This window comes from Mycobacterium sp. NGS64 (genome assembly GCF_059812245.1).
This window is the reverse complement of record NZ_JCALCI010000019.1, coordinates 14,816-41,528: the sequence shown is the minus strand read 5'-3', so window position 1 is coordinate 41,528 and position 26,713 is coordinate 14,816. Positions and strand designations below refer to the sequence as shown.

Here is a 26,713-nt window from a genome sequence, read left to right as displayed (position 1 = left end):
GCGGGTTTTGGGAGCGTTTGCGTCTGCTCGCGCCGTTAGCGGCTGCGCTCGCCGGCGATCCTGCGCCCGGCGGCGTGCCGCGCGGCCACGTAACCGAACACCATCGAGCTGGCGATGCTGGCGCCCGCGCCCGGATAGGTGCGGCCCATCACCGTCGCGGTGGTGTTGCCCGTGGCATAAAGGCCCTCGATCACCAGGTCCTGCTCGTCGAGGACCTGCGCGTGCTCGTTGGTGACGACGCCCCCGCACGTCCCGACGTCCGCCGGGAAGACCCGGGTGGCGTAGTAGGGCGCGCGGTCGAGCGGGCCGACGGCGGCGTTGGGCCGGTAGCCGGGATCGCCGAGGCAGTCGTTGTAGGCCGACTGCCCTCGTCCGAAGTCGGGGTCCAGGCCCTTGGCGGCGAACCGGTTGAACCGCTGGATCGTTTGCGCCAATTCGTCGGCGGGAAGGTCGATCTGGCGGGCCAGTTCGGCGATGGTGTCGCCGCGTTTGACCGCGCCGCTCTCGATGAGCTCGGGCGGCAGGTTCTGGTTGCGCTTGAGCGGGTTGGTGCTGGTGACGTACCTGCGCACGTATCCGTCATCAAAGATCATCCAGCAGGGCACCGCCTTGTTGGCGTACATCGCCTTGCCGACCTCGACGTAGGAATTCGACTCGTTGCAGAATCGCCGGCCGGTCGCGTCGACGTAGATGGCACCGGGACGCTGCCGGCCCGAGCCGAGGGAGGCGGCCGCGGCCCCGCCGTCCTTGATGAAAACCGAAGGCAGCCACCAGGCTTCGTCGAGCAGGTCGGTCTTGGCCCCTAGGCGCATGGCGGCCTGCAGCACCTCACCGGTGTCCCCGGCGTTGGCGATCGACCACTGCGCCTCGTTGGGTTGATCGCCGCTGTACTGGCGGCGCATCTCTTTGTTGTGCCCGAATCCGCCGGCCGCCAGCAGGACTCCCTTGCGTGCCTCCACGTTCAGCGGCTCGCCGCCGCAGGTGACGCGGGCTCCGACGACGCGGCCGTCCTCGACGATGAGGTCTTCCATCGCGGCGTTGGTCCACAGCGGGGGCTGCCCGTCACCGAATTCGATGAGCGCCTTGAGCATCTGGGCGATCAGCGAGGCGCCGTTGGTGAGGATTTGCCGGCGGCGGGCCCGCGCGGCCGCGGTGCGCAGGAACACCCGGGTGGCCACGGCGAACGCGCGCGGCGATCGGTTGTAGTACTGGACCGAACGCAACTCGTTGGTCAGGACCACGAACCCGTAGTTCTTGGCCAGCGGCGGCTGCACCTTGTCGCTCCAGCTGCCAAGCTCCGCTGCGTCGAAGGGGATCCCTTCGATGGCGCGGCCGGACTCGTTGCCGCCCTTGTGATTCGGGTAGTAGTCGCTCCATCCGGCGCAGCGGATCAGCCGAACGCCTTTGCGGGTAAGGAAATTGATCATTTCGTAGCCCGCGGTGAGGAACATCTCGCGGCGCGCGGGCGAGGAGGGGGCGCCGATGTCGCCCACCACGTCGGCCAGGTAGGCCAGGCCGTCCTCGTGCGAGTCCGCGATGCCCTCGGCCCGCATCAGCGGGTTGTTGGGCAGCCAGACGATGCCGCCCGATAGCCCCGTCGAGCCCCCGACCAGCGCCTGCTTCTCGAGGATCAGGGGTTCGAGCCCGCAGTCGATTGCGGCCAGCCCGGCCACCATGCCGCCGCCGCCGCTGCCCGCGATGAGCAGGTCGACGGAGCGGTCCCAGCGCGTGGTCATCGCGCCTCCGAGCTGAGTCCCAGGTCGGCGATCGGCACGTCGATGGTGGTGTTGGTCTTTTGGATCGCGGGTAGCAGCGCGTCATAGGGCAGGCCGGCCAGGAAGCCGTCGATGACGCGTTCGAAGTTCGAGATCAGCCCTTCGATCCGGTCCGACAGTCGCATGTAGTCAAACCCCTTAGAGTGCAGGCCTTTCTGCTGACGCGGGAGGTTGGAGAAGTCCTGGGCGGGGATGGGCGGCCAGCGCGGGTCGTCGGGGGCCATGGGTTCCGGTGGCGTGGGCTTGGCGGTGGCCTGGTCCGGCGGGATGCGGGTCAGCGACCAGATCTCGAACAGCGTCTCCTCCGGACCGAGCGGACGGATTCGGTACGACGAAGCGCTGCTGTACTGGGGCAGCAGAAAATAGTGCGGGAAGCAGAAGTTGATCGCTTCGGTGATGCCGCGCCGCTCCAGCTCGTTGAGGTCGGGCATGTCGCAGCCGCGGGCCCGATGCCACTTGACGATGGCGTCGTTGAGCGCGGCCCGCCAGGTGGCCATCGCCGCGGCCGGGTCGGCCGGCAACTCCATGGTCTGCAGGCCCTCGGCGATGCGGACGTCGTTCTCGTGGGTCATTCCGGCCATGCCCTCGCCGAGGGTGCGCATGAAGTACAGGTTGGTCTGGGCCAGCCCCGGCGGTTTCGACGTGCTGGGCATCGAGGACGGCAGCAGCTGCGGGTGGGTCTGCGGGACGTGGTAGCCCTCCATGAAGGCGGCCGTCGCCAGCTTCCAGTTCACCGGCAGCCGGCACGCCTGCCACCACTCGACGCGCAACGATTCCACTTTCCACGCGTCGTAGATCGACGCGAACGGTTCGAAGCAGTCCCGCATGGGCGGCGCGTCGTCGTCGAGGTTGATCCACGCGCAACCGCCCCAGAGCTCACACCTGACCGGGACGAGTTGCAGGTCGTCGGGGCTCAGGTTTTCCTCGGCGAACTCCTCGGGCCGCAGCACGAAGGTGTTGCGGCCGTCGATGGCCCAACACCAGCCGTGGAACGGGCAGACGAAGGTGCGGCGGTTTCCGTTGCCCTCCACCAGCTTTACTCCGCGGTGGCGGCACGCGTTGTGGTAGGCCCGCACGTTCTCGGCGTCCAGCCGGACGACGATGACGGAGTCGTCCAGGATCTCGTACTCGACGTAGTCGCCGGGCTTCGGGATCTCCTCGAGGCGGCAGGCCATCTGCCAGACGCGGGGCCAGAGCAACTCGGCCTCGAGGGCGTAGAACTCCGGGTCGTAGTACCGCTGCTTCGGGATCCGATCGGGCCGCTGAACCGCCCACGGCACCGGCAGCGGCGCCCAGTTCACGTCGGGGTGGGTGCGTTCGGTAGTCACCATGTCCGTTCCCTCGTTCATACGATCCGTGACGCCCGCCCTTGCCAGTAGCGTTCGCGAATGCGCCTCTTGTACAGCTTTCCGTTGGGGTCGCGGGGCAGCTCGGGATCGAATTCGACTGTGCGCGGGCACTTATAACCCGCCAGGTGCTCCCGGCAGTACGCGATGAGCTCCGCCTCGAGATCGGGCCCGGGCGTGACGCCGTCGGCCGGCTGCACGACGGCCTTGACCTCCTCGCCGAACTCCTCATTGGGCACGCCGAACACCGCCGCGTCGACGAGCTTGGGATGCATGACCAGCAGGTTCTCCGCCTCCTGTGGGTAGATGTTCACCCCGCCCGAGACAATCATGAACGTTGACCGGTCGGTGAGGTAGAGGTATCCGTCGTCGTCGACATACCCCATGTCGCCGAGCGATCGCCAGCCCCGCTCGTTGGAGACCGACGCGGTCTTGGCCGGGTCCTTGAAGTACTCGAAGTCGGGCCCGCCCTCGAAGAACAACTCGCCGGACTGGCCCACCGGAAGCTCGACCCCGTCCTCGCCGACCACGTGAACGGGGCTGAACGGCTTGCCGACCGACCCCGGATGAGCGAGCCACTCGTCGGGGTCTATCGTCGTGCCGGCGAATCCCTCTGTGCCCCCGTAATATTCGTAAATGATAGGACCGAACCATTCCATCATCCGGTGCTTGACGTCCACCGGGCACGGGGCCGCGGCGTGGATCACGCATTCGAGGCTCGAGACGTCATACTTGCGCCGCACCGCCTCGGGCAGCTTGAGCATGCGCACGAACATCGTCGGCACGAACTGGGCGTGGGTGACGCGGTGGGTCTCGATCAGCCGCAGCACCGCCTCGGCGTCGAACTTGCGCATCAGGATCGACGCGGCGCCGACGCGGTGCACCGCCATGGTGTAGTTCACCCCTGCCGCGTGATACAGCGGTGCGGGGGAGAGGTACACACTGGACCGGTCCATCCCGTACTTGTGGATCAGCGCCAGCTCCAGCACCGACTGGGCCCACGACCCGTTGCCGTCGGCCGGCAGCGACCGCCGAACCGCCTTGGGCCGTCCCGTGGTGCCCGACGAATACAGCATTTCCGACCCGTCCGACAGCGGCGGGGCGTCGCCCGCCGCCGCCAACGCGTCGTCGTACGATTGCCAGCCCGGCAGGGCGCCCCCGACGGACACGTGGATCCCGACGCGAGGGTTGGCCGCGCGCACGTGCGCGGCGAGGTCACCCATCGAGGCGTCGACGAACACCGCCTTGGCGTCGGAGTCGTCGATGACGTAGGCGACCTCGTCGGGGGTGAAGTGGGTGTTGACGGCGGTGTAGTACAGCCCGGAAAGCTGGCAGCCCCAGGTGATTTCAAAGAACTCGGGCCGGTTCGGCAGCACCAGGGCGACGCCGTCGCGGCGCCGCAGCCCGGCCTGGTGAAGGGTGGCCGCGACGCGTTGGCTCTTGACGTACAGGTCGCCGTACGTGATCGTGCCGCCGTCCGCGACGAGGAGGGCCGGCGACTCGGCGGCGGTGCTCGCGTGGTCGGCGATGTTCACCGGTGGACCTCGCGAGGGCTCAACTCGCCGGCGCCGCGCCGTCGGTGGCCGAGGCTGCCGCCGCCGCCTGGCGCCGGGCCTGCTCGGACGGCAGCACCTTGTCCTTGAAGACGGTCTGGATCAGCTCCTGCACGTCCTTGCTGATCGACGCCAGCGCGACGAGGTCGTTGGAACTCTGCCAGTGCACCCGCATGCCCATCAGCTCCCAGGCCCGCTTCAGGTTGGCCTTGGTGGCCAGCAGCGTCGTCATCGGCGCCTGGGCGATGTGGCGGGCGATGGCGTCGGCCCGCGATTCCAGTTGGTCGCGCGGAACGACCTCGTTGACCAGACCGACCTCCAGGGCCTTTTTCGCGTCGATGACCTCGGCGAGGTAGAGGTAGTACGCCGCCCGCCGCCAGTTCATGAAAACCCATGGCTCGATTGAGCATTCACCGGACGGCATGCCGAAGCCCTGCAGCGGCGGATAGGAGAAGTACGCGTCCTCCGCGGCGATGACGATGTCGGTGGTCAGCCCGTAATGGGTGCCGCCGCCGACGCAGTAGCCGTGCACGGCCGCGATGGTCGGCTTGGAGAACTCCCACAGGTTCAACACGGGCTTCACGAACAGGTCGGTCTGCGGCTTCCACGGTGTGCCCATGACCTTGGCGCCCTCCACGAACGCCGGGTAGTCGACGGCGTTGTTGCCGATGGCGTGTCCGGAGCAGAAGCCCTTGCCGTTGGCCTTGAGGATCAACACCTTGATGTCGTAGTCGCGGTCCGCGTCCAGCAGGGCGGCGTCGACTTCTTCGGCCAGCTTCTGGTCCTGGGCGTTCGCCTTCTCGGGCCAGTTGAGCGTGACGCGCGCGATCGGACCTTCCTTTTCGTAGACGATTCTCTCGCGGGTCTCGTTGAGATCCATGTGTTTGCGTCCCTTTCTTATGACGTTATGACGCCGATTTCGGCGCCGATGTCGTAGGTGGTCCCGACCTGTCCGGTCCACTGCACGATGCCCGAGGCACCGGCCTCGATTTCCTGCTCCACTTTCTCGGTGGCAATCACGTAGATCGGCGTGCCCTCCTCCACGCGCTCGCCGGCGTCGACGAGTAGGCCGGTGAGCTCGGCCTCCGACACGGCCACCGACACCCGCGGGATACGAATGACGAAGTCAGCCATGGACTTTGGCCCGGTCTAAGGTTCGCTGGGCCGCGGCGACGATCCGCGCCGGTGACGGGTACACCTGCGCCTCGAGCGCCGCGGCCGCCGGGTTGGGGACGAACCGCGCGGCGACGCGCTCGATGGGCGCGGCCAGCTCCCCGAACAACTCCGACTGCAAGGTGGCGGCAATCTCGGCCCCCGGGCCGGCGAATTGGACGGCGTCGTGCACGACCACGACTCTCCTTGTGCGGCGCGCGGATTCGACGATGGTTTCGACGTCGAGCGGCACCAGCGTGCGAAGGTCGACGACCTCGGCGCTGACGCCCTGTTCTGCCAGCGTGTCCGCCGCCGCGAGCGCGTCGTGCACGGGGCGCCCGTAGGCGATCAGCGTTACGTCGGTGCCGGGTCGCTTGATGTCGGCCTGGCCCAGCGGGATCGAGAACCCGGGTTCGACGGGCACGGGACCCTTCTTGCCCTGCAGTCGGATCGTCTCGACGAACAGGCAGGGGTCCTCGTCGAAGATCGCCGATGTGAGAAGGCCTTTCCCGTCGCGAGGAGTGGACGGCACGATCACCTTCATGCCGGGGATGTGCATGAACCACGCCTCCAGGCTCTGCGAGTGCGTGGCGCCGGTGGCCAGCCCGGCGTAGACCTGGGTGCGGATAGTGATCGGCGCCGTCGTTCGTCCGGCCGTCATGAAGCGCAATTTCGCGGCGTTGTTGATCAGTTGGTCGGCGGCGATGCCGATGAAGTCCATGATCATGATCTCGGCCACCGGCAGCATCCCGTCGATCGCCGCACCGATCGCGGCGCCGACGATCGCGGCCTCGGAGATGGGCGTGTCCAGCACGCGTTCGTGGCCGTACTTCGTCGACAGGCCCGCCGTCGGTCCCGAGGCGCCGGGATCGGCGATGTCCTCACCGAGCAGGAAGACGCGGTCGTCGGCCGCGAGCGCCTCGTCGAGCGCGAGGTTCAGCGCCTCGCGCATCGTCATCTCTTTGTCGTCCATGCGTTTACACCGGGTACCTGATCGGGGTCGCGTACACGTCGTGGTCGAGTTCGTCGATCGAGGGCGCCTCGGCGGCCATGACGGTCGCCAGCGCGTTCTCCACCGCCGTCGACGCCTCCTCGTCGATGCGGTCGAGCTCGTCAGCGCCGCAGACGCCGGCTTCGGCGAGGTGGTTGCGGAAGCGGGGCACCGGGTCGGCCGCCATGGCGGCGGCCAGTTGCTCCTTGGGGATGTAGGGCATCCGGTCGCCGAAGTAGTGGCCGCGGAAGCGGAAGGTCACACACTCGATGAACGTGGGTCCCGCGCCGGCGCGCGCCCGCCGCAGCGCCTCGTCCAGCGCCGATTTCACCGCCAGCGGATCGTTGCCGTCGACGCGCACCCCCGGCATGCCGTAGCCGGCCGCCCGTTCGGCGACGTGCTCGAGCTTCATCGTGTCCGAGGTCGGCGTCATCTCGGCGAACAGGTTGTTCTGGCACACGAACACCAGCGGCAGGTCCCACAGGGCGGCCATGTTGGCGGCCTCGTGGAACGAGCCGGTGTTCGTGGCGCCGTCGCCGAAGCTGACCACCGTCACGCGGTCGAGGCCCTTGCGCTTGCCGGCCATCGCCAGCCCGACGGCCACCGGCGGCCCGGCGCCGACGATCCCGGTCGAGAGCATGACGCCCTTGGCGGGGTTGGCGATGTGCATGGTGCCGCCCTTGCCGCGGCTCGCGCCGACGGTGCGCCCCATCATCTCCCCGTAGATCTCCTCCAGCGGGACGCCCTTGCCGATCAGGTCGTGCAGCCCGCGGTAGGTCGTCACCAACTGGTCGTCGGCCCGCAGCGACACCCCCATCGCGGCGGCGATGGCCTCCTGGCCGCGCGACGGCCAGTACACGCACATGAACTCGCCGGTGCCGATGCCCTTGGAAAGCCGGTCGTCGGCCGCCTTCATCAGAACCATGAGTTCGTAGAGGCGACGCTGCACGTCGGTTGCGGATCGACCGTCGCTCACTCAGGTCCCTCCACTTCCGTTGCGCGGCACAGTCTTACGTGCCCGACCACGGCTTGACCTTCAGGAAGCCGCCCCCGTCCACGCGGAGCTGTTGGCCGGTGACGTACCGCGCCGCGTCCGAGGCGAGGAACAACACCGCCTCGCTGATGTCCTCGGGCTCGACGTAGGGGATGGGCATCGCCTGGACCACCGGGAAGACCGGTTCGGCGTCCTCGCGCTTGGGTTCCGACAGGTCCGGCCGGAACGCGCGGTACATCGGTGCGCTGTGCAGCATGTCGGTGTTGACATTCGTCGGGTGCACCGCGTTCATCCGGATGCTGAAGGGCGCGAGCGCCAAGGCGAAGTCGTGGACATAATGCGCGGCAGCCAGTTTCGCGAAGGCGTAGCCGGCTCCTCCGGGGCCCCCGGTCACGCCGCCGCCGGTGTTCAGCGACGACATGAACGCCGCGTTGGACCCGATCACGATGATCGACGCCCCCGCTTGCAGATGTTTGAGGCTCGCGTGCACCAGGTTGAGCACCCCGAGCAGGTCGACGTCGACGGCATCGGCGAACGCCTGGGGCGGAAGGCCCGCGGTGAGCGGGCAGATGCCGGCGTTGGCCACGACGATGTCGAGACGGCCGAACTCGGCCACGCCCTGATCGATCGCGGCGGCCAGGGCCACCCGGTCGCGCACGTCCGCGATCGCCGTGTGCGCGCGCTGCCCTTCCTTTTCGACCAGCCGCGCGGTCTCGTCGAGATCCTCCGGCCGGGCCAGCGGGTACTCGTTGGTTTCGATGTCGGCGCAGATGTCCACCGCGATGATGTCGGCGCCCTCCGCGGCCAGCAGCCGCGCATGCGAACGGCCCTGCCCGCGCGCGGCCCCGCTGATCAAGGCCACCTTGCCCGTCACCCTGCCCATATCCCGTTCCTTCGCCCTAAATCAGCGACCCACGTTGGGGGCCAAAGCTATTCGCTGCCAAAGAATCGGGAAGGCGCGCGCCAACCGCAGCGCGGAGCGGGGTCGGACCCATGGTCTGCCCCATCGCATCTCTTCCACGAAAACCGCGCGTGGCCGCAGCCGGGCTGTCGATATCCCTTAGAGTAGCTAGAATACTTAAAATAGCAAGAAAGGCGGCTGCCGTGCCTGGGGTGCTGAGCGGTGTCCGTGTGGTCGAGTTGGCGTCGTGGACGTACGTGCCGTCGGCGGGGGCGGCGCTATCGGACTGGGGCGCCGACGTGATCAAGGTGGAGGGCGTCACCGCGGGGGATCCGGGACGCGCGCTGGTGGTCGGTGGTTTCACCCGCGAAGCGGCCCGCCCGGACGCCGACTTCATCCTCGAGTTGGGCAATCGCGGCAAACGCAGCATCGCCATCGACATCAAGTCCGAGGTCGGCCGCGACCTGTTCGGCCGCTTGTTGGCCAGCGCGGACGTGTTCCTGACCAACTGGCTGCCCGGCGCGCTCGAACGGGCCCGGCTCACCGTCGAGGACGTCCGCGGGTTCAACCCGAAGATCATCATCGCGCGCGGCACCGGGCTCGGGGTCCGCGGTCCGGACCGGGATCGCGGAGGGTTCGACGCCGCCACCTACTTGGCCCGCGGCGGGGTGGCCTACACACTCACGCCGTTCGGCACCGACACGCCGGCGGTCCAGGGCCCGGGGTTCGGCGATCTGCAGGGTGGTGCGACGCTGGCCGGCGGCGTGTGTGCGGCGTTGTTCCACCGGGAGCGGACCGGCGAACCGACAATTGTCGATTCTTCGCTGCTGGCGCAGGCGATGTGGGCGATCGCGCCGTCGATCTCGGCGGCCGATTTCTTCGACATCGACGGCATCCCGGGCGCCCCGCCCGGACTGGCCATCAATCCCCTGGTGAATCGGTACAAGACGAAGGACGGCAGGTGGATTCAGCTGGTCTTCCTGCAGCCCGACAAGTTCTGGGCGGGCTTCTGTGAGCGGATGGGCCTGGGGGAGTTGGCCACCGACGAGCGGTTTGTGCCGTCGAGCAACCTGATCGCGAATGCGGCCGCGGCGACCGAGATCTTCGCGAACGCGTTCGCGCGCAATGACCTTGCGCACTGGCGCAAGGTGCTCGCGGACGAACCCGGGGTGTGGGGCGCCCTCGCGACGCCGCGGGAGACCCTCAACGACCCGCAGGTGGAACCGAACGGCTACGTGGTGACCAACGTCGACGACCACGGCGAGAAATACCGGATCGTCGCGGCGCCCGTTCAATTCGACGAGACGCCGCCGGCTCCCGCGCGCGCCCCGGAGCACGGGCAGCACACCGAAGAGATCCTGCTCGAGCTCGACGTCGACTGGGACGACATCGCCAGGGCAAAGGACCTCGGGGCCATCCTCTAAGGCCAACGCCTCACCGGGCCGCGGCCCAAAAATCAACCAGCACAAGCGGGTTGTCGGGGATCGGTGATCCGAATGTGTCGTGGGTGAGGTCGGTCGTCGGCATCGTCGACCCCTTTCGGCTCGGTGCGCAGGGATGACAGCTGATACCCGGTGGGGTATATTGGAGGAAGGTCGGCCAATACCCCCTCGGGTACCGGTGGTGGCAAGGGGGAGACGGAGGGATTCACATGGTGGGTGATCAAGACAGCATCGCCGCGGTGCTCAACCGGCTGCGCCGCGCCCAAGGGCAACTGGCCGGGGTGATCTCGATGATCGAGCAGGGACGCGACTGCAAGGACGTCGTCACCCAGCTCGCGGCGGTTTCGCGCGCGCTGGATCGCGCCGGGTTCAAGATCGTCGCGACCGGGTTGAGGGAATGCGTCACGGGTACCACCGCCGACGGCTCGGCGCCGCTGAGCGAGGCCGAGCTGGAGAAGCTGTTCCTTGCGCTCGCCTGAGCGCAATCTGGGACGAATGGAAGGAATCATGATGGACATCGCAATCGCTACGCCGCTGCACACCTCATTCGAGGACGCGGTCGCGCGCACCCGCGAGGCACTCGCGGCGCAGGGCTTCGGCGTACTCACCGAAATCGACGTGAAGGCCACGATGAAGGCCAAGCTCGGCCACGACATGGAGGACTACCTGATCCTCGGCGCCTGCAACCCGCCGCTGGCGCATCGCGCCGTGCAGGCCAATCGCCAGATCGGCCTGCTGCTGCCGTGCAACGTCGTCGTGCGCGCCGACCCGCAGGACGCCGCCAGGGTGCTCGTCGAGGCGATGAATCCTGGGCTGCTGGTGGAGGTCACCGGTGAGCCGGAACTGCGTCCGGTCGCCGAAGAGGTCGGGGACCGGCTGCGAGCGGCGATCGAGTCACTCAAGAGCGCTTCGCCGGTGACCGCGGAGTAGGCCGCCATGTCAGACCAACATCATCATCACGAGGTCCTGCAGGAGTTGCTGCCCCAGCACCGGGAGCTGCGTAAGCAAATCCCCGAGGTCTACAAGGGGTTCGCGGCCCTGAGCGGTGCGGCCCTGGCCGATGGGGCGCTGAGCCACAAGGTCAAAGAGCTGATGGCGCTGGCGATCGGGATCGTCCAGGGCTGCGACGGGTGCATCGCCTCGCACGCCCAGGCGGCCGCGCGTGCGGGCGCCACCCGGGAGGAGGCCGCGGAAGCCATCGGCGTCACCATCCTCATGCACGGCGGGCCGGCCACCATTTACGGCGCTCGCGCCTACACGGCCTTCTGCGAATTCGCCGACGCCGCGCCGGGGGCATGACCCCGCGACATTAGACGCCCGGACGAATGGCCCGATGTCGTGGGACCAAAGTCATTGGCTGCCAATGATGTGCTGACCTTTGCCGCCCCGAGTCGTAGGTTTAGGCCCGGAGCACACCATGACTGCATTTCTGCGCAACAGCGACGCCTTCACGTGGGCGATGGAAACCGATCCGCGGCTGCGATCGACCGTGGTCAGTGTCGTGCTGCTGGATCGGTCCCCGGACTGGAACGCGGTGCGCGAACGTTTCGACCTGATCAGCCGCAAACTCCCGATGTTTCGGCAACGGGTGGTGCCCTCGCCGCCCCCGGCCCCGCCCCGCTGGGAGTACGCCCCCGACTTCGACCTCGACTACCACGTCCGGCGCGGTGTGGCGCCGGGCGCCGGCACGCTCGACGACGTGCTCGAGATGGCTCGGTTGGCCGAGATGCAGGACTTCGACAGGGCCCGCGCGCTGTGGGAGACGACCTTCATCGACGGCCTGGAAAACGGTGGCGCGGCGATGATTTGCAAGTTCCACCATGCCCTCACCGACGGGATCGGCGGCGTGCAGATCGCGATGAGCCTGTTCAACCTTTCCGAAGACCTGTATGAACACGAGCCGCTGCCGCCCGAGCCGGAGGCGTCCAGGCCGTCATGGGTCACCGGCTACCGCGACACCTGGCGCTACGACGCCGGCCTACTCGCGAACGCCGTTGCCGGCGCGGCTAAAGCGGCACCGCGGCTCGTCTACGACGGTGCGCGCCGGCCCGTCGCGACGGTCAGATCGGCGGCGGCCGTGGCGGGGTCGGTCTATCGGCTGATGCGGCCGATAAGTCGCCCCGGCTCTCCGCTGGTGACCGACCGTGGCCTGATCCGGCATCTCATGGTGCACGAGGTGCCCATGCCGCAACTGCGCGAGGCGGCCCACCGCTGCGGTGGCGCGCTCAACGACGCGTTCGTCTCGGGCGTGGCCGGCGGGCTGCGCCGCTATCACGAGAAGCACGGCGTCGAAATCGGCGACCTGCATCTGTCGATGCCGATCAGCCTGCGGGCCAAGGCCGACGACATGGGCGGAAACCGGATCACGCTGATGCGCTTCGACGTGCCCGCGGGTGAAGCCGACCCGGCGGCGCGCATCGAGGAAATCCATCAGCGCGCCGCCGCCGTGCGCAACGAGAAATCCGTCCCCTACACGCAGCGGATCGCCGGGGTGCTCAACCTGATGCCCCGCTGGTACATCGGATCGGTGCTGCGCCATGTCGACTTCGTCGCCAGCGACGTGCCCGGGGTGCCGGTGCCGGTGTTCCTGGGCGGCGCACCGGTGCGCGCGCAGTACGCCTTCGGACCGACCATCGGCTCGGCGGTCAACGTCACGCTGCTCACCTATGTCGACAAGTGCGCGTTGGGCATCGACGTCGACACCACTGCCATACCGGATTTCGACGTCTTCTACGACGCCCTGGTGGCCGGCTTCGACGAAGTGCTGGCTCTCGCAGGCTGATTCGCGCGGTCCCGGATCGGTCACAAGCCCATCTCGATTCCAGCGCTGCTCTGGCACAACGCCTTCGATCCACAAATCATGGGCATAGGGCGCCTTTTAGGGGACAAGGCGCGACGATGCGTACCGCACGGGTTCTGTGGCCGCCATCCGGGTGGCGGATTCCGTTCGGGCGCAACAGGAGGTATCGAAAGCATGATGGCGTACGGCCCGAACTCCGGCCGCATTCTCGACACCGCGCGGGGGATCTTGATCGGACTTCGCCGATGCCCTTCGCAGGTGGCTTTGGACGAATTGCACAGTGCCGCATCGCGTCACAAGGTTCCGGTATTCGCCATGGCGTGGGCGCTCGTCCACCTGGCGGGCGACGGCGAGAAGACGCCGAGCTTCACCGACGCGCAGTCCGCCGCTCGGCACGAGTGGGGTTCTCTGTTCACCAAATCGGCGGTGAGCTGCTGAGCGGCGGCTAGGGACTTGGCGCCGGCCGGGGTCCTGGGGGGTACCGCGGCCGTCGCCAGCCGGCCGTTCACGTGGTCACCGCGTCCATGCGGGCGAGGCGGCCGCCGCGCGCAACGCGGTGAGGATGCGCTGCTCCTTTTCGCGAAAGCGTGCGGTGGGGGCGGGAACCGAGATCGCGACCACGTTGTCGCCGGCGGTGCGCCGCGCGATCGCGGCGGCCGAGATTCCCCGGGTGTGCTCGTCGCGGTCGAAAGCGACACCGGTGCGCCTGATCTCGGCCACCTCGTCACGCAGCTCCTCGGTCGCACCGGCGCCCAAGCGCGCGAGGACGGCCTCGGCCTCCGCGGCGTCGAGGGCCGCCAGGGCCGCTTTTCCGTTGGCCGTCGATGCCAGCGGGAATCGGACGCCGACGGCCGAGACCGCGCGCAGCCGGTGCGGCGATTCGATCTGGTCGACGAACCACATTCGCTGGCCCCGCAGTATCGACAGATCGACCGTTTCGCCGTCGGTGGCGCGCGCCACCCGTTCGATCGTCGGGCGGAAGATCGTCGCGATCTGTTCCCCGTCGGCCCCGCCGAAACCCAGCAGGCGGTCGCCGAGCGAAAAGTGCCCCTGGGCATCGACGCTCGCCAATCCCACTTCCACCAGGCCGACCAGCAAGCGGCGAGCGGTCGACTTGGCCAGCCCGAGTCGCTCGCCGAGGTCGACCAGGCGGAGCCGCCCCGGCTCGGCGGCGATCTCGTCCAGCGCGGCGGCGGCCCGGCGCAGGACCTGGATTCCTTCGTCGCGACCGGTCGGCAAAATCTCCCCCTCAGACGCTCTTATTTGGCACGCGTCCACTATAGTGATCCGCATTGCGGACTAAAAGAGCCGAAATGCGGATCAAAGGAGTTCCCCATGGGCGCGCTACCAGCCGGGCGGCACTTTTTCCGGGGCGATGACGGGTACGAGGCCGCCCGGCGCGGCACGGTGTGGCATGAGCGAGTGCCCGAACGCTACCCCGAGGTGATCGTCCAGGCCGTCGACGCCGCCGAGATCATCGCCGGCATCCGCTATGCCAAGGCCAACGGACACAAGGTCAGCATCGTGTCGGGCGGGCACAGCTTCGCCGCCAGCCATCTGCGCGACGGCGCCGTCCTGCTCGACGTCAGCCGCCTGGATCACGCCACGGTCGACGCCGAAAAGGGCCTCGCCGTCGTCGGTCCCGGCAAGGGCGGCAGCCTGCTCATGGCCGACCTGGAGGAGCAGGGCCTGTTCTTTCCCGGCGGCCACTGCAAGGGCGTCTGTCTGGGCGGCTATCTGCTACAGGGCGGCTACGGCTGGAACAGCCGCATCTTCGGCCCGGCGTGCGAGAGCGTCGTCGGCCTGGACGTCATTACCGCCGACGGCGAGCAGATCCATTGCGACGCAGACAATCACGCAGATCTTTACTGGGCCGCCCGCGGGGCCGGCCCGGGTTTCTTCGGCGTCGTCACGTCGTTCTACCTGAAGCTGTATCCGCGCCCGGCCATCTGCGGCACCAGCGTCTACGTCTATCCGTGGGACCTCGCCGACGAGGTCTACACCTGGGCCCGCAGCATCAGCGCCGAGGTGGACCGCCGCGTGGAGATGCAGGCCATCGCGACGCGCAGCCTCCCGGAGATGGGCATCGACAGCCCTGCGATCGCCTTCGCGTCCCCGGCGTTCGCCGACACGGAGGACGAAGCGCAACAGGCCCTCGCCATCTTCGGCACCTGCCCCGTCGTGGACAAAGCGCTCCTCGCCGTCCCGTACATGCCGAGCGACCTGCCCACCTGGTACACCGCCGTGATGACCCACTACCTGAACGACCACCGCTATACGGCCGACAACATGTGGACCTCCGCGTCCGCCGAGCAGCTGCTGCCGGGCATCCGGACGATCCTGCAAACCATGCCGCCCGCCCCGTCGCACTTCCTCTGGCTGAACTGGGGGCCGTCGCCGCCGCGCCAGGACATGGCCTACAGCGTGGAAGACGAGATCTACCTGGCGCTCTACGGCTCGTGGAAGGACGCGGCCGACGACGAGAAGTACGGCGATTGGGCCGGATCCAACATGGCGGCGATGTCGCACCTGGCCACCGGAATCCAGCTCGCCGACGAAAACCTGGGCAACCGGCCGGCGAAGTTCGCCACCGACGAGGCGATGGCGCGCCTGGACCAGGCGCGCGCCACCTATGACCCCGACGGCTTGTTCAACAGTTGGATGGGAAGGCTCTGATGTCCGGCGATCTATACCTGGGCTACCGCGGCGACGACGTGAACACGCCGTTCGGCAAGTTCTTCAAGCCCGAAATGGACCCGCTGCCAAAGCACGTCGTCGAGGCGCTTCAGCATGGCCCGCAGGGTGGGATGGCGCTGCTGGCGTTCGATGACGCCGCAACCGTCGCCGAGGAGGGGTACCACCAGACCGAGAACGGCTACGGCATCCTCGAGGACGGCGGCTTTCAGGTTTCGGTGCGCACCGATATGCCCGGCGTCAGCCCCGCGATGTGGGCGTGGTGGTTCGGCTGGCACGGTTGCGACACCCGCCGCTACAAGTTGTGGCACCCGCGGGCGCACCTGTCCGCCGCCTGGAAGGACGGCCAGGCTGACCAGCGGTACATCGGCCGCTGGTCGATGATCAGTGAGTACATCGGCTCGACATTGCTCAACGGCGCAATTCAATTCGTCGAGCCGACAACCCTGGGCTGCCCGCCCGACAGCGCGGAAGCGGTGTCGATCTGCGCTCGGCTGGGCTCGGCCGACGCCCCGGTGGATACGGGATGGTTCATCCATCACATCCGTTCGACGCATGACGGCGCAGAGATGCGATCACGGTTCTGGATGGGCGGAGCGCACATCGCCGTGCGCAACGCTCCGGACGTGGCGTCGCGGGCGGTTCGCCCGTTCGCCTCGCGGGTGCTGGGCACCCCGGAGGCGACCGCCCGCAACCTGCTGGTGCACTGTGCGCAGGAGATGAACCACCTGGCGGGCTTTCTGCCCGAGCTCTACGGCGCCTTCGCCGACGAATAGGGCGCACCGTGGCGAGAGTGCCACTGGCAACACGTTTCTCGAGTGGCGCGTCGCCGGTTGCACTCGCGCGGCTTGGGCATCAAATTGACGGCGCCGCCGGCTGGTGTGGCGCACCGACCACCACGAATGCCTCGACCATCGTGGCCTGCTCGAAGCCCTCCACCTCCACCCGCCACTCGTAAAGGCCGGGCTCGAGGGGTATTCCCGCGGGGATGTTGAGCGTGAGCGGCATGCGGACCGACGTGCCGTGGATCGCCCCCGGGGGACGCCCGGCCTCCGCCGAGGCTTCGAAAGAGATCCGCTGTGGCCCTTGCGTTCCCATCACCACCACTGGCTCACCGTCGGTGGTCAACAATTGACACGTCAGCTTGTGCGGTTTGTTGGTCTCGTCCCAGTCGATGTCCAGGAAAAGCACCAAAGCGAAAGCGGGCGTTGGTGTTTGACACTGCCGCCACCCGAGCCCGAGGGCATTGACCTTCCCGGATTGGACGTCGGCCTGCGCCGCGTCCGCAAGGAACAGGCTGATCTTCACGCCGGAGCCGCGATCGCCTTAGCGGTTGTCACCGCGAGACCCTGCCCTGCCATCTCCGCCGCCTCGAGATCCACGAGATCCTTCCCCCGTCGTTATCCGGAGGATCATACCTTCGCGCGGACAAGGCATCGCGGCCGTGCACCCGCGCGGGTGCCGGGCGAAACGGTCGTTCGCTATGCGCCGGCGGGCTTCGGCGATTCGCCTTCCTCGGTCTGGGTCAGCTTTTCCGGGCAGTACGCGGAGGCCGCGATCGCCGCGAACTTGGCGGCCCCGGGCCCTTGGAATCCCGGGTTTTTCTCCTGCAGGTTCTTGACGATTTCCTCGCCCGTCATCCCGTCGTCCGCCGACTTGCAGACCTGCTTGCCGGCGGTGATCGCACGGTCGGCGTTCAGGTAGGTCAGCCCGGCCTGGGTGAGCGCGTTGAGGAAGCTTTGATCCTTGGCGTCAGGGTCGGCGTACGCCGGGGCGGCGGTACCGATCACCAGGGCGGCACTTGCCATCAACAGTACGAGTCTCATAGTTCGGTGATTCTCGCAAAGGGGCGCTGAGGGCGCCATCCGTTGCGGCCAACGGGACTTTAACGGCAGCTGGCCGCCCGATGAAAAATCCGAGGGGAGTCGGGCGCCGCGCAGCCGGCGTCATTCCCCGGGCGGTAGCTGCCGCGGGCCCTCGGGCGCACGCAGCTCGCCCGGCCCCTCCCGCTGCGTCAGCTCGGCCTTGCGGTCGCGCCCCGCCACCGCCAGGTCCTCGACGTCCTTCGCGGCGATCGGGCGCCCCGAGCGCCGCTGGTGGCCGCCGACCCGGTGCGGTGTGCCCGCGCCGCGGTCGCCGCGCGAAGACGAGATCCGTGCGGTCGCAGGCGGGGCTTCGTCGGTCGCGGACCGCGGCGGCGCCTGCTCACCGGGATCGGTGCTTTCCGAGTCCAGCGTCACCTTGCGGGTTCGCTTGAGCGCGAAGGTGATCTCCTCAACCTCTTCGAACACGTGGCGCGCGGTGCGCAGCGGCTGGGTGGTGTTGTCGATGACCCGGGCGACGAACGGCGGGACCAGCGGGCGAATCCAGCGCGCGGCGGCCTTGGTGGCGTCCGGAAGCGACGGGATCAGCGGCGTCGCCCGCTCCTCGTGCGGCGCGACGTCGCCGCCCGCCTCGACCGGGGCGGGCAGGTTCGCGGGGGTCTCGGGTGGCACCTCGACCTCGGGCTCCTGCTGGTCGGCGGGCAACGGCGCGATCGCCCGGCTGGCGGCCTCCGCCTCCGCCGCGATCGGCAGGTAGATGTCGTCTTGCACCGGCTCGAACGTACGCCGCGACGACGCGCGCACCGGCGCCTCGAGGGCGTCCATCACCCGCCGGCGCTGCTGCTCGCGGTCGATCTCGGTCTGCGCCTCGATGGCGAGCCGGGCCTGGGTGAGTTGGTGCTCGGCCCACATGATCTCGGCCTCGCGGCGGACCTGCGCCCGTTTGATCGCGATGGCGGTTTCGGCCTCCATCTCGGCCCGTTCGCGCTCGGCCCGCGCGGTCGCGTGCCGGTCGTGCGTCGTCTCGCCACGCCAAAGCCGCAGGATCAGCGGCAGCAGGCACAACAGCGCGAAGAACGCGATCGCCGCCAGCCGCAGCGCCAACGGCCCGGCGCCGGCCAGGGTGACCTCGTTCATGGCGACCCAGCGCGCGCCCAGCCCCCGGCCGGCGTCCGCGGCCACGTCCTGACGCGCCCGGGTCAAGGCCTGCTCCTCGCGGGAGACCTGGGCGTCCAGTTCGGGCGCCTGGCGGTCACGGGTCGCCAACGCGTTGTCCAGTTCGTGCTGCGCGTCGGCGAGAAGCTCGTTCGCGGTTCGGGTTTCGGGCCCGGCCCCGGGCACGCCGGTGATCCGGGTCTGGGGGCATGGCGGCGTGGGGTTGTACTCGCAGCGTGCCACGACCAAAGCCTGGTCCTGGCGTTCGCGGGCCTGCGCGACGGCGCGCTCGAGCCCGGCCCGCGCGTCCCTGGTTTGTTGCAGCGAGGCCGAAGCCCGCACGACGGCCGGCGCCGAGTCGGCGTCGCGCAGCGCCCGTTCGTCGAGCCGGTGGTCGATCGAGCTGGCAAAGATGACGAGGGAGGCGAGCTCGCCGACAACGACCCCGACGGCGATCGCGACGGCCCCGCGAGCCACGACGCCGGGCCAGCGCCGCCGGGGTCCGCCGGCCGTGCCGCGGGTCACCGCGCCGACCAGCAGGCCGAAGACGAGCGTCAGCGCCACGACGGCGAGCGTTGGCCAGCGGGTGGACTCCCGCAACGCCAGCCCCGCGACCAGCCAGGCCAGCGCGGCCGCGAGCAACACGACCGCGCCGGCCAGGCCTTCCTCGGCCTGAGCCTGCCGCTCGTGGCTTTCACCGGGCTCGCGCCGGTGGCCGCCGCCGAGCCAAGTGAGCGGTCCCTGGATCCGGGACTTGAACGAGCGCGACGCAGTAGCTTCCTGGGCGCACATCAGCTCTCAACACCTCCAAGTCAGTCCAGCCTCCCAGGCCGGCGGCCGGCGCACCGAATCCAGGCGCCACGCGTGTGGTGATGTTCACAGCGCAACGGGGTGGGTGCGGGGTCACATCCTCGTGATACCCATCGGGTCCGCCCAGCCTGGGCCGGGGCCACGCCTGGCTCGAATTTGCTGCGACGCGAGCAGATCAGCGGCGGTTCCGGCAGGGGACGTGAGACGGTATAAGCCTATGCCAAACCACGATTATGTCACCTACGAAGAGTTCGGCCGCAGGTTCTTCGAGGTCGCCGTCACCCCCGAGCGTGTCGCCGCCGCGTTCGCCGACATCGCGGGCAACGAGTTCGCCATGGAGCCCATCGCCCAGGGCCCCGGCGGGATCGCCAAGGTCAGCGCCAACGTCAAGATCCACGATCCCAAGGTGACCCGGCGTCTGGGGGATGAGATCACATTCGTCATTCACATCCCGTTGGCCCTCGACCTGTTGCTGGATCTGCGGCTCGACAAGCAGCGCTTCGTGGTTTCCGGAGACATCGCGCTGCGCGCCACGGCACGGGCCGCCGAGCCCCTGCTGCTGATCGTGGATGTCGCCAAACCGCGCCCCTCCGACATCACCGTTAACGTGTCGTCGAAATCCTTCCGCGGCGAGGTGCTGCGCATCCTGGCGGGCGTCGACGGCGAGATCCGTCGCTTCATCGCCGCGTACGTCGCCGAGGAGATCGACTCGCCGCAGTCGCAGGCAGCGCAAGTGATCGATGTGGCCCACCAGTTGGCGGAGGCCTGGCCCTGAGCCGGCGCGCCGGGTTTATCCCTTCGGGACAGGCGGGTATGCGGTTGCAACGTCCGTGACCGCCTGACGAGGAGCGAGAACCGTTGGCACGAGTAGATGTTTCGATGGCGTCCGATGTGCCGCCCGAAACCGCCTGGAAGCTGGCGTCCGACCTGCGCCGGTTCGATGAGTGGTTGACGATTTTCGGTGGCTGGCGCGGCCCGGTTCCGTCGACGATCGAGAAGGGCACGTGCGTTTCGTCGTGCATCAAGGTCAAGGGCTTCCGCAACATCATCCACTGGGAAGTCACCTGTTACGACGCACCGAAAGCGGTTGAGCTGCAAGGCCGGGGCCGCGGCGGGATCCGGATCGGGGTGGGCGTGACGATCTCCGACGACGATCCCGGATCGAAGTTTCACCTCACGGCGGATCTCAAGGGCGGGGTGCTCAGCGGGCCGGTCGGGGGACTGGTCGCCAGGGTGCTGCGCTCGGACATTCGCAATTCGGTCAACAACTTGGCGAACCTGCAGTAGCGACTATCCGCTGCGAAATGCCCTCTGCGGAAACGGCTTAGCCCGCTTACAGCGTCTGGTGCCGCCCGAAATACTTGTGGTCCTCGCTGTAGCCCCCGTAACCGCTGCCGATGTCGCGGTAGTCGGCGACGAACTCGATCCCTTTGATCCACTTCACCAGCTTGAAGCCGTGCTGCAGCTCGTTGCGCAGCCGCAGCGGCTTGCCGTGCATGTAGGGGAGCGGCTGGTCGTTCATGTTGTAGGCCAGCATCGTCATGTGGTGGTCCATCTGGCCGATGTGGTGGGCGTTGTAGTAGATACCGCCGGTGGCGCCGAGGCCCATCGAATAGAACACCGCCCATTTCGCCCCGGGCAGCGGTTTGACGATGTCCATGATCGCCTTCATCTGCACGCCGCCCCACTTGGCGACGCCGGACCAGGCCTGGATGCAGAAGTGCTGGCTGATCTGCTCGTGATAGGGCAGCGCCTTCAGGTCGTCGAGGGAGAATTCCATGGGGTGCTCGACCAGGCCGTACACCTTCAACCGCCAATCGCGAAAGTCGTTGGCCTCCAATTCCTTGTACTCGACGGTCTCGGGCAGGCGGCCGTTGCGCCAGTGGTGGGGCGAGATGTCCTTCTCGGTGAAGGCGCCGGGCTTGGGGTCGAGCTGCTCGAGCGCGCGCTGGAATGGGCCGACGAGCGCGTACCCGACCCGCTGGATCACCCGGGGATGACGAATGGTGAAGGGGGTGGCCCACACCCACGCGATCGCGGTCACGATCATCGCCGCGGCGAAGATCAAGAAGCCCACCCAGCTGTCGTCGTCGCGGGAGGCGAACATGTGGTTGAGGTTTCGCAGCGCGCCGGTCGTCAAGACCATGGTCACGTGCACCAGGATGAAGAACAGGAAGTACACCAGCACCAGGAAATGCAGGGAGCGCGCGTGCTGAATGCTCAGCCGCTTGCTGAGCCAGTGGACGCGCTGCGACAAGGCCGGGGACATCCCGAGGCCGGTGATCAACGCGGCCGGCGCGGCGACGAACACCGTGGTGAAGTACGCCAGCAACTGCAGGCCGTTGTAGGCGACCCACCCGTTGTCCTTAGGCCAGTCCAGGGACAGATACTGAATCGCCACCGAGGCGGCGTTGGGAAACACGTCCCAGCTGGTCGGCACGATGTGTCGCCACTGCCCGGTGGCGAACAGCAGCACATAGAAGACCGCCCCGTTGACCAGCCACAGGACGTCGACGCCGAGATGCCACCACCGCGCCAGCCCGATGGAGTGGCGAAACCCCGGCAACCCGAATTGCGGTGGCAGCGCGACGGTGTCGGCGTTGGCGGTCCACAGTTCGTCGTCCGGCACCGGGGGTCCGACCCGCAGCCACTCGTCCTTGCCCGGGGTGGCGTTGCGGCTGAAGTAAAGCCGGGGATGGTCACAAAGGATCTGGATCCCCGTCCGGATGATGAACATCATCATGAACAGGTTGAAGAAGTGCGTCCACCCGATCCAGGCGGGCAGGCCCGGGCTGCCAGCGGAACTGGCGTCGGTCCCCGGGTAGCGCTGGATGAACGACTGCACCGCCGGCATGTTGTGCAGGCCCTTGCCGATCGCCACGCCGACGACCAACAGCGCAAAGCCGATCGGGATGAGCCAGAGCAGGTTGAACCATTTGTCGCGTCCGACACGCAGCTTGGGCGCCGTCGCACGCCGGGTCAGGTCGAAACCGCCGCCGTACGCCTCGACGTCGATGGTGTCCTCGGCGGTGTGGATTTCGTTGCGGTAATCGGGGATTGACGTCAGCGGCGTGCCCACCGCGAGTGCCGCCACGGCGCTGTCCCGATGTTCGGTGTTCGTCACGCGCCCGAAATTACCCGAATGGACTTGGATAAATTGGACTCGTTCGGGAAGGAAGGCGCCGCTCTGCGCTCGACAACGTCGGCAATAGTTGCTAACGGGCAAAATCCGCCTGGGTCACAATGGGGGTTTCCGCAACTGCCTGCGGAATGACGATTTTCTACCGCAGGCTCGGTTCCTTGGCGGTCGCTGTGAGTTTGGGCATAACCCTCTGGAAGCCGTCGGGAAAGATGCCGCGTCAGGCGGGGCCGTGCGGCCGCAATCGGCGGACCGGCCGGGTCTCGATCGCGTTGATGGTCAGGGTCCGGCGGCTGATCCGCCAGCCCGCGTCGGTCAGCCGGTACTCGTCGTCGTAGCGCAGATGCCAGACCACGTCGAGCACCTCGTCCCCGCGGTGGCTCCAGTGGTGCGCGATGCACGCGACCCGCCCGACGGCGCTTCCGCCCGTTTCGGTCTCGTCGTACACCTCACCGACGATGGCGTGTTCGGTGCGGGCGACCGCGGCGACGGCGGCCACCGCGACGCCGATCGCCTCGCGGCCGCGGTGGGAATGGACCGGCTCCAGCGCGTCCGGCGGGTCGGGCACCGCCAGCTCGGCGGACTCGGTGAAAAGTGTTGCGACCGAGTCGAATTGACGGTCATCCACGTGGGCCGCGTATCGGTGCACCAGATCGCTGAGGGCCGCGCGGTCGGCCGCTGAGAGGGTCACGAGGCCAATGACAGCCGCTGGGCGCACGCCGACAGGGCGTCCTTGGCCTCCTCGATGTCGGCGGTCGGCGGCATCGACAGCACGATCCGGTCGGCCCCCTGTTCGGCGAGGGCGCCGGCGCGCTCGGCGTCGATCTTGGTGACGGCGTGGCCCAGCGATAGCTCCAGCGCCGCCGGGTCTCGGCCGGCCGCCGACGCCTCGTCGCGCATCAGGGCGATCAGTGACGCGAGCTCGGGGCCGGCCACGCCGAGCGGCTGCAGGCCGTCGCCGAACCGCCCGGCCCGGCGGGCCGCCGCCTTGCTATGCCCGCCGATGTAGATCGGAAGTCGTTCCCTGGCAACGGGTTTGGGATAACACACGACGTCGTCGAAGTGGAAGAACTCGCCGTGGTGCGACACCCCCTGCGGCGTGTCGGCCCACAGCGCCCGCAACACGACCAGCTGCTCGTCGGCCCGCCTGCCGCGGCTGTCGAATTCCGTGCCGCACGCCTCGATTTCTTCCTTGAGCCAGCCCACCCCGACGCACAGCCGCAGCCGTCCGCCCGAGAGCGCGTCGACGGTGGCCGCCCGCTTGGCGAGCACCACCGGGTGGTGGTTGGGCAGCACCAGCACCCCGGTGGCCAACCGCAGCCGGCTGGTGTGCCCGGCCAAGAAGGCGAGCATGTCGAGCGGGTCGGGTATCGGGCAGTCGGCGGCCAGCCCGACCCGCCCCGAGCTGTCGTACGGGTAGACGCTGTCGTAGCGGGTGGCCAGCACGGTGTGCTCGACGACCACGATCGATTCGAACCCGCACCGGTCCAGGTGGCCCGCGAAGCTCGCCATCCATTCCGGATCCGCGGTGACGCCTTCGGCGACGGGGGCCAGGACCGCGATTTTCGGGGAAGCCGTCATGGCAACCGAAGCTAACAGGTGGGGTTTATCGGGGCGCCGCGATCGCCTCTCGGACGGCCTCGGCCAGCGCGGCCGCCCGCCGATCGGTGAAAACGTCCTCGAGCAGCACCGGCTTGCCGTCGGGGCCGGTCAGCGGGACCCGCCAGTTCGGGTACTCGTCGGTGGTGCCTGGCTGGTTCTGGGTGCGCCGGTCGCCGACCGCGTCGGTCAGCGCCACCCCCAGCAGCCGCGACGGCGTCCGGCCCAGGTATCGGTAGAGGGCGAGAATCACGCGCTCCGGGTCGTCGTGAGCGTCAACGCCGTCGCCGAGCAGGCCGACCCGGCGCAGCTCGGCCATCCAGGCCGCCAGCTCGGCCCGGTCGGATTCGAGCTCGACCTCCACCGGCCGGGTCAGCAGCCCCAGGGACTCCCGCAGCCGGACATGGTCGCCGGCCAGGTAACCGGCCGTCGGCGGCAGATCGTGGGTGGTGACCGACGACAGGCAATACTCGCGCCAGCGCTCGGCCGGCAGCGGGCCGCCGTTCCCGTCCCGATCCAGCTCGAACCACAGGATCGAGGTGCCCAGCACGCCCCGTAATAAGAGGTAGTCGCGGACCCACGGTTCGACGGTGCCGAGGTCTTCGCCGACGACGAGCGCCCCGGCGCGGTGGGCTTCCAGGGCGACGATGCCGATCATCGCTTCGTGGTCGTAGCGCACGTAGGTGCCCTCGGTCGGCGGGGCGCCGCCCGGGATCCACCACAGCCGGAACAAGCCGATGATGTGGTCGATGCGGACGCCGCCGGCGTGCCGCAGCACGGCGCGGATCAGCGCCCGAAAGGGGCGGTATTCGCACTCGTCCAGCCGGTCCGGGCGCCACGGCGGCTGCGACCAGTCCTGGCCGAGTTGGTTGAACTCGTCCGGCGGCGCGCCGGCCGTCACGCCCAGCGCCATCACGTCCTGCAGGGCCCAGGTGTCGGCGCCGTTGGGATGCACGCCGACGGCCAGGTCGTGCATGACGCCCAACGCCATCCCCGCGCGTATCGCCTGGGATTGGGCCGAGGCGAGCTGCTCGTCGAGTTGCCACTGCAGCCAGCGGTGAAAATCGATGGCGTCCGAATTCCGTTCGACGAAGCCCTCGACGCCGGTGGCGCCGGGGTGCCGCAGCGACTCCGGCCAGCGGTGCCAGTCGTCGCCGTATTCCTCGGCCAGCGCGCACCAGGTGGCGAAGTCGTCGAGCGCCTGGCCTTCCCGGTCGCGGAACGCGGTGTAGGCCAGCTCGCGGCCCGCCGAGCGGGGCACTCGATGCAGCAGACGCAGCGCCGCGCGCTTGGCCGCCCAGGCGCCGTCGCGGTCGATAGCGTCGAGTTTTCCCGCCCGGTGTTGGACGTCCGAACGCAGCCGGCGCACCCGACCCCGCTTGGTCAGGTCGGCGTATTCGGGGATCGCCTCGACGCGAAGGTAGAGCGGGTTGAAGAAGCGACGCGACGTGGGCAGGTACGGCGACGGCTCCATCCGGCTACCGACGCCGGCCGGCCCGGAAAATCCGGCGGCGTGCAGGGGGTTCACCAGCACGTAGTCCGCGCCATGGCGGGACGCCGACCACACCGCGAGGTCGCCCAGGTCGGTGAGGTCGCCGACGCCCCACGATTGCCGCGACCGCACGCTGTAGAGCTGCGCGGCCAGCCCCCACGCGCGGCGCGCGCCGAGCTGCTCCGGCAGCCCGAGCCAGTCCGGCGTGACGATCAGCGCGGTGCTCGTCTCGGAGTCGCCGGAACGCAGGTGGACGCGGTGGTATCCGACCGGCAGGTGCGCCGGCAGGACGAAGCTGGCCTCACCGATCCAGCGCCCGTCCAGATCGAAGGGCTGCGTGAAGTTGTCGACCTGTACCACCCCGCCGCGCACGGTGCCGTCCTCGAGCTGCAGCCACACTTCGGCGGGAGCGCCGTGCGTCACGTGCACCCAGAATCGGATCTGCTCACCGGTTCGCCCGACGATGGTCGCCGGCATCCGGCGCTCCCAATACGACCGCCGCTGCGCGGTCAGGGCGACGTTGCGCTCTTGTTCGGTGCCGGCGGCGACGCCGAGCGCGGCAAGCACCGCCACCAGCGTGTCCTCACCGACGAGCACGCGCCGACCGGTCCAGTCGTCGTACTCGGTGGCGATGCCGAAGCGGCGGGCGAGTTCGACCAGCGAGGGCGCGAGCTCCGTCATGTCGCCCATCTTGCTTGAGAAGCCGTTCGGTCGCCTCATCGCCGAGCCGGACGGCGAAGCTGGGCATTCGACAGGACTAAGTGGCCATACCCGGTTAACATGCCCAATGAAGACGTGAGGAATCCAGCCGGGGGATGAGTGGGGAACAGCAAGACTGCCAGCGGCGCTGCTGGCACGGTTCGCCACACTCACCACCCGAACGAGGCGGGATTCGCCTGCGCGGCCAGATTGAATCGAAGTGAACGCGCACGGGAACGCGTGGCGAGGTGCGAGGGCGTCCCTTACGGTTGTCACGGTTGTCGAAGCAATTCGCGCCCGGATATTTTTCAAGGACAATATCCAGGCGTTCTAGCAGACCGGATGGTG

General features: G+C 68.5%; 26 protein-coding genes. 10 read left to right on the top strand and 16 right to left on the bottom strand.

What is annotated here, in order from left to right; all coding sequences use genetic code 11:
• Nucleotides 1-35 precede the first annotated feature (35 nt).
• From AC5Y4S_RS29135 to AC5Y4S_RS29100, 8 genes are all read right to left on the bottom strand, one after another.
• Complete coding sequence (locus AC5Y4S_RS29135) at nt 36-1,736, bottom strand: FAD-binding protein (RefSeq protein WP_500035992.1); 1,701 nt, start codon at nt 1,734-1,736, stop codon at nt 36-38.
• Complete coding sequence (locus tag AC5Y4S_RS29130; protein WP_500035991.1) at nt 1,733-3,106, bottom strand: aromatic ring-hydroxylating oxygenase subunit alpha; 1,374 nt, start codon at nt 3,104-3,106, stop codon at nt 1,733-1,735. The genes AC5Y4S_RS29135 and AC5Y4S_RS29130 overlap by 4 nt, the downstream gene beginning before the upstream one ends.
• 14 nt (nt 3,107-3,120) lie before the next feature.
• Nucleotides 3,121-4,656 (bottom strand): acyl-CoA synthetase, encoded by a 1,536-nt coding sequence (locus AC5Y4S_RS29125; RefSeq protein ID WP_500035990.1) that lies wholly within the window; start codon nt 4,654-4,656, stop codon nt 3,121-3,123.
• A 19-nt stretch (nt 4,657-4,675) separates the two neighbouring features.
• The gene (locus tag AC5Y4S_RS29120) at nt 4,676-5,554 is read right to left on the bottom strand and encodes an enoyl-CoA hydratase-related protein (RefSeq protein WP_500035989.1); all 879 of its coding nucleotides are present in this window, start codon (nt 5,552-5,554) and stop codon (nt 4,676-4,678) included.
• 17 nt (nt 5,555-5,571) lie between these two features.
• Nucleotides 5,572-5,808 (bottom strand): lipoyl domain-containing protein, encoded by a 237-nt coding sequence (locus AC5Y4S_RS29115; protein ID WP_067158941.1) that lies wholly within the window; start codon nt 5,806-5,808, stop codon nt 5,572-5,574.
• The gene (locus tag AC5Y4S_RS29110) at nt 5,801-6,799 is read right to left on the bottom strand and encodes an alpha-ketoacid dehydrogenase subunit beta (protein ID WP_500035988.1); all 999 of its coding nucleotides are present in this window, start codon (nt 6,797-6,799) and stop codon (nt 5,801-5,803) included. Before AC5Y4S_RS29110 ends, AC5Y4S_RS29115 begins: the two co-directional genes overlap by 8 nt.
• 4 nt (nt 6,800-6,803) lie before the next feature.
• Nucleotides 6,804-7,742 (bottom strand): thiamine pyrophosphate-dependent dehydrogenase E1 component subunit alpha, encoded by a 939-nt coding sequence (locus tag AC5Y4S_RS29105; protein WP_500035995.1) that lies wholly within the window; start codon nt 7,740-7,742, stop codon nt 6,804-6,806.
• Nucleotides 7,743-7,827: 85 nt separating this feature from the next.
• Nucleotides 7,828-8,694 (bottom strand): mycofactocin-coupled SDR family oxidoreductase, encoded by an 867-nt coding sequence (locus tag AC5Y4S_RS29100; RefSeq protein ID WP_500035987.1) that lies wholly within the window; start codon nt 8,692-8,694, stop codon nt 7,828-7,830.
• 221 nt (nt 8,695-8,915) lie between these two features.
• Between AC5Y4S_RS29100 and AC5Y4S_RS29095 the strand changes: the two genes are divergently transcribed.
• From AC5Y4S_RS29095 to AC5Y4S_RS29070, 6 genes are all read left to right on the top strand, one after another.
• Nucleotides 8,916-10,136 carry a CaiB/BaiF CoA transferase family protein gene (locus tag AC5Y4S_RS29095; protein WP_500035986.1) on the top strand — a complete coding sequence of 407 codons (1,221 nt, stop codon included), beginning with the start codon at nt 8,916-8,918 and terminating at the stop codon, nt 10,134-10,136.
• 227 nt (nt 10,137-10,363) lie between these two features.
• Nucleotides 10,364-10,633 carry a metal-sensitive transcriptional regulator gene (locus AC5Y4S_RS29090; RefSeq protein ID WP_500035985.1) on the top strand — a complete coding sequence of 90 codons (270 nt, stop codon included), beginning with the start codon at nt 10,364-10,366 and terminating at the stop codon, nt 10,631-10,633.
• A 31-nt stretch (nt 10,634-10,664) separates the two neighbouring features.
• Nucleotides 10,665-11,084, top strand: coding sequence for a DUF302 domain-containing protein (locus AC5Y4S_RS29085; RefSeq protein WP_500035984.1), 420 nt, complete (start codon nt 10,665-10,667; stop codon nt 11,082-11,084).
• Nucleotides 11,085-11,090: 6 nt separating this feature from the next.
• Nucleotides 11,091-11,453 (top strand): carboxymuconolactone decarboxylase family protein, encoded by a 363-nt coding sequence (locus tag AC5Y4S_RS29080; RefSeq protein ID WP_500035983.1) that lies wholly within the window; start codon nt 11,091-11,093, stop codon nt 11,451-11,453.
• A gap of 118 nt (nt 11,454-11,571) precedes the next feature.
• Nucleotides 11,572-12,936 (top strand): wax ester/triacylglycerol synthase domain-containing protein, encoded by a 1,365-nt coding sequence (locus AC5Y4S_RS29075; protein ID WP_500035982.1) that lies wholly within the window; start codon nt 11,572-11,574, stop codon nt 12,934-12,936.
• Nucleotides 12,937-13,128: 192 nt separating this feature from the next.
• The gene (locus AC5Y4S_RS29070) at nt 13,129-13,392 is read left to right on the top strand and encodes an ANTAR domain-containing protein (RefSeq protein WP_500035981.1); all 264 of its coding nucleotides are present in this window, start codon (nt 13,129-13,131) and stop codon (nt 13,390-13,392) included.
• A 75-nt stretch (nt 13,393-13,467) separates the two neighbouring features.
• On the opposite strand, the gene AC5Y4S_RS29065 is transcribed toward AC5Y4S_RS29070, so the two are convergent.
• Nucleotides 13,468-14,247 carry an IclR family transcriptional regulator gene (locus tag AC5Y4S_RS29065; RefSeq protein WP_500035980.1) on the bottom strand — a complete coding sequence of 260 codons (780 nt, stop codon included), beginning with the start codon at nt 14,245-14,247 and terminating at the stop codon, nt 13,468-13,470.
• A 42-nt stretch (nt 14,248-14,289) separates the two neighbouring features.
• Between AC5Y4S_RS29065 and AC5Y4S_RS29060 the strand changes: the two genes are divergently transcribed.
• The gene (locus AC5Y4S_RS29060; RefSeq protein WP_500035979.1) at nt 14,290-15,630 is read left to right on the top strand and encodes an FAD-binding oxidoreductase; all 1,341 of its coding nucleotides are present in this window, start codon (nt 14,290-14,292) and stop codon (nt 15,628-15,630) included.
• A complete protein-coding gene (locus AC5Y4S_RS29055; protein WP_500035978.1) occupies nt 15,630-16,424 on the top strand; it encodes a DAPG hydrolase family protein in 795 nt (264 codons plus the stop codon). The genes AC5Y4S_RS29060 and AC5Y4S_RS29055 overlap by 1 nt, the downstream gene beginning before the upstream one ends.
• Nucleotides 16,425-16,503: 79 nt before the next feature.
• On the opposite strand, the gene AC5Y4S_RS29050 is transcribed toward AC5Y4S_RS29055, so the two are convergent.
• The 3 genes from AC5Y4S_RS29050 to AC5Y4S_RS29040 form a co-directional block, all read right to left on the bottom strand.
• Nucleotides 16,504-16,956: a DUF6941 family protein gene (locus tag AC5Y4S_RS29050; protein ID WP_500035977.1), complete on the bottom strand. Its 453-nt coding sequence runs from the start codon at nt 16,954-16,956 to the stop codon at nt 16,504-16,506.
• Between the two features lie 173 nt (nt 16,957-17,129).
• Nucleotides 17,130-17,474: a DUF732 domain-containing protein gene (locus AC5Y4S_RS29045; RefSeq protein WP_068112063.1), complete on the bottom strand. Its 345-nt coding sequence runs from the start codon at nt 17,472-17,474 to the stop codon at nt 17,130-17,132.
• 120 nt (nt 17,475-17,594) lie between these two features.
• Complete coding sequence (locus AC5Y4S_RS29040) at nt 17,595-19,418, bottom strand: DUF4407 domain-containing protein (protein WP_500035976.1); 1,824 nt, start codon at nt 19,416-19,418, stop codon at nt 17,595-17,597.
• A gap of 235 nt (nt 19,419-19,653) precedes the next feature.
• On the opposite strand from AC5Y4S_RS29040, the gene AC5Y4S_RS29035 reads away from it, so the two are divergent.
• A complete protein-coding gene (locus tag AC5Y4S_RS29035; protein ID WP_068112056.1) occupies nt 19,654-20,211 on the top strand; it encodes a hypothetical protein in 558 nt (185 codons plus the stop codon).
• 83 nt (nt 20,212-20,294) lie between these two features.
• Nucleotides 20,295-20,723 (top strand): type II toxin-antitoxin system Rv0910 family toxin, encoded by a 429-nt coding sequence (locus AC5Y4S_RS29030; RefSeq protein ID WP_500035975.1) that lies wholly within the window; start codon nt 20,295-20,297, stop codon nt 20,721-20,723.
• Nucleotides 20,724-20,769: 46 nt separating this feature from the next.
• On the opposite strand, the gene AC5Y4S_RS29025 is transcribed toward AC5Y4S_RS29030, so the two are convergent.
• The 4 genes from AC5Y4S_RS29025 to malQ form a co-directional block, all read right to left on the bottom strand.
• Complete coding sequence (locus AC5Y4S_RS29025; protein WP_500035994.1) at nt 20,770-22,515, bottom strand: molybdopterin-dependent oxidoreductase; 1,746 nt, start codon at nt 22,513-22,515, stop codon at nt 20,770-20,772.
• Between the two features lie 280 nt (nt 22,516-22,795).
• Nucleotides 22,796-23,266, bottom strand: coding sequence for a nuclear transport factor 2 family protein (locus tag AC5Y4S_RS29020; protein ID WP_500035974.1), 471 nt, complete (start codon nt 23,264-23,266; stop codon nt 22,796-22,798).
• Entirely contained in the window at nt 23,263-24,156 is an 894-nt protein-coding gene (locus tag AC5Y4S_RS29015; RefSeq protein WP_500035973.1) for an LLM class F420-dependent oxidoreductase, read from the bottom strand. The genes AC5Y4S_RS29020 and AC5Y4S_RS29015 overlap by 4 nt, the downstream gene beginning before the upstream one ends.
• 25 nt (nt 24,157-24,181) lie before the next feature.
• Complete coding sequence (malQ, locus tag AC5Y4S_RS29010; RefSeq protein ID WP_500035972.1) at nt 24,182-26,347, bottom strand: 4-alpha-glucanotransferase; 2,166 nt, start codon at nt 26,345-26,347, stop codon at nt 24,182-24,184.
• Nucleotides 26,348-26,713: the final 366 nt, after the last annotated feature.

What these genes read in the sequence shown, in the direction of transcription:
- AC5Y4S_RS29135 (WP_500035992.1), bottom strand. Translation starts at nt 1,736, where the DNA reads ATGACCACGCGCTGGGACCGCTCCGTCGACCTGCTCATCGCGGGCAGC.
- AC5Y4S_RS29105 (WP_500035995.1), bottom strand. Translation starts at nt 7,742, where the DNA reads ATGGTTCTGATGAAGGCGGCCGACGACCGGCTTTCCAAGGGCATCGGC.
- AC5Y4S_RS29085 (WP_500035984.1), top strand. Translation starts at nt 10,665, where the DNA reads ATGGACATCGCAATCGCTACGCCGCTGCACACCTCATTCGAGGACGCG.
- AC5Y4S_RS29115 (WP_067158941.1), bottom strand. Translation starts at nt 5,808, where the DNA reads ATGGCTGACTTCGTCATTCGTATCCCGCGGGTGTCGGTGGCCGTGTCG.
- AC5Y4S_RS29130 (WP_500035991.1), bottom strand. Translation starts at nt 3,106, where the DNA reads ATGGTGACTACCGAACGCACCCACCCCGACGTGAACTGGGCGCCGCTG.
- malQ (WP_500035972.1), bottom strand. Translation starts at nt 26,347, where the DNA reads ATGACGGAGCTCGCGCCCTCGCTGGTCGAACTCGCCCGCCGCTTCGGC.
- AC5Y4S_RS29070 (WP_500035981.1), top strand. Translation starts at nt 13,129, where the DNA reads ATGATGGCGTACGGCCCGAACTCCGGCCGCATTCTCGACACCGCGCGG.
- AC5Y4S_RS29120 (WP_500035989.1), bottom strand. Translation starts at nt 5,554, where the DNA reads ATGGATCTCAACGAGACCCGCGAGAGAATCGTCTACGAAAAGGAAGGT.
- AC5Y4S_RS29080 (WP_500035983.1), top strand. Translation starts at nt 11,091, where the DNA reads ATGTCAGACCAACATCATCATCACGAGGTCCTGCAGGAGTTGCTGCCC.
- AC5Y4S_RS29100 (WP_500035987.1), bottom strand. Translation starts at nt 8,694, where the DNA reads ATGGGCAGGGTGACGGGCAAGGTGGCCTTGATCAGCGGGGCCGCGCGC.
- AC5Y4S_RS29090 (WP_500035985.1), top strand. Translation starts at nt 10,364, where the DNA reads ATGGTGGGTGATCAAGACAGCATCGCCGCGGTGCTCAACCGGCTGCGC.
- AC5Y4S_RS29015 (WP_500035973.1), bottom strand. Translation starts at nt 24,156, where the DNA reads ATGACGGCTTCCCCGAAAATCGCGGTCCTGGCCCCCGTCGCCGAAGGC.
- AC5Y4S_RS29040 (WP_500035976.1), bottom strand. Translation starts at nt 19,418, where the DNA reads ATGTGCGCCCAGGAAGCTACTGCGTCGCGCTCGTTCAAGTCCCGGATC.
- AC5Y4S_RS29110 (WP_500035988.1), bottom strand. Translation starts at nt 6,799, where the DNA reads ATGGACGACAAAGAGATGACGATGCGCGAGGCGCTGAACCTCGCGCTC.
- AC5Y4S_RS29060 (WP_500035979.1), top strand. Translation starts at nt 14,290, where the DNA reads ATGGGCGCGCTACCAGCCGGGCGGCACTTTTTCCGGGGCGATGACGGG.
- AC5Y4S_RS29075 (WP_500035982.1), top strand. Translation starts at nt 11,572, where the DNA reads ATGACTGCATTTCTGCGCAACAGCGACGCCTTCACGTGGGCGATGGAA.
- AC5Y4S_RS29065 (WP_500035980.1), bottom strand. Translation starts at nt 14,247, where the DNA reads ATGCGGATCACTATAGTGGACGCGTGCCAAATAAGAGCGTCTGAGGGG.
- AC5Y4S_RS29035 (WP_068112056.1), top strand. Translation starts at nt 19,654, where the DNA reads ATGCCAAACCACGATTATGTCACCTACGAAGAGTTCGGCCGCAGGTTC.
- AC5Y4S_RS29055 (WP_500035978.1), top strand. Translation starts at nt 15,630, where the DNA reads ATGTCCGGCGATCTATACCTGGGCTACCGCGGCGACGACGTGAACACG.
- AC5Y4S_RS29045 (WP_068112063.1), bottom strand. Translation starts at nt 17,474, where the DNA reads ATGAGACTCGTACTGTTGATGGCAAGTGCCGCCCTGGTGATCGGTACC.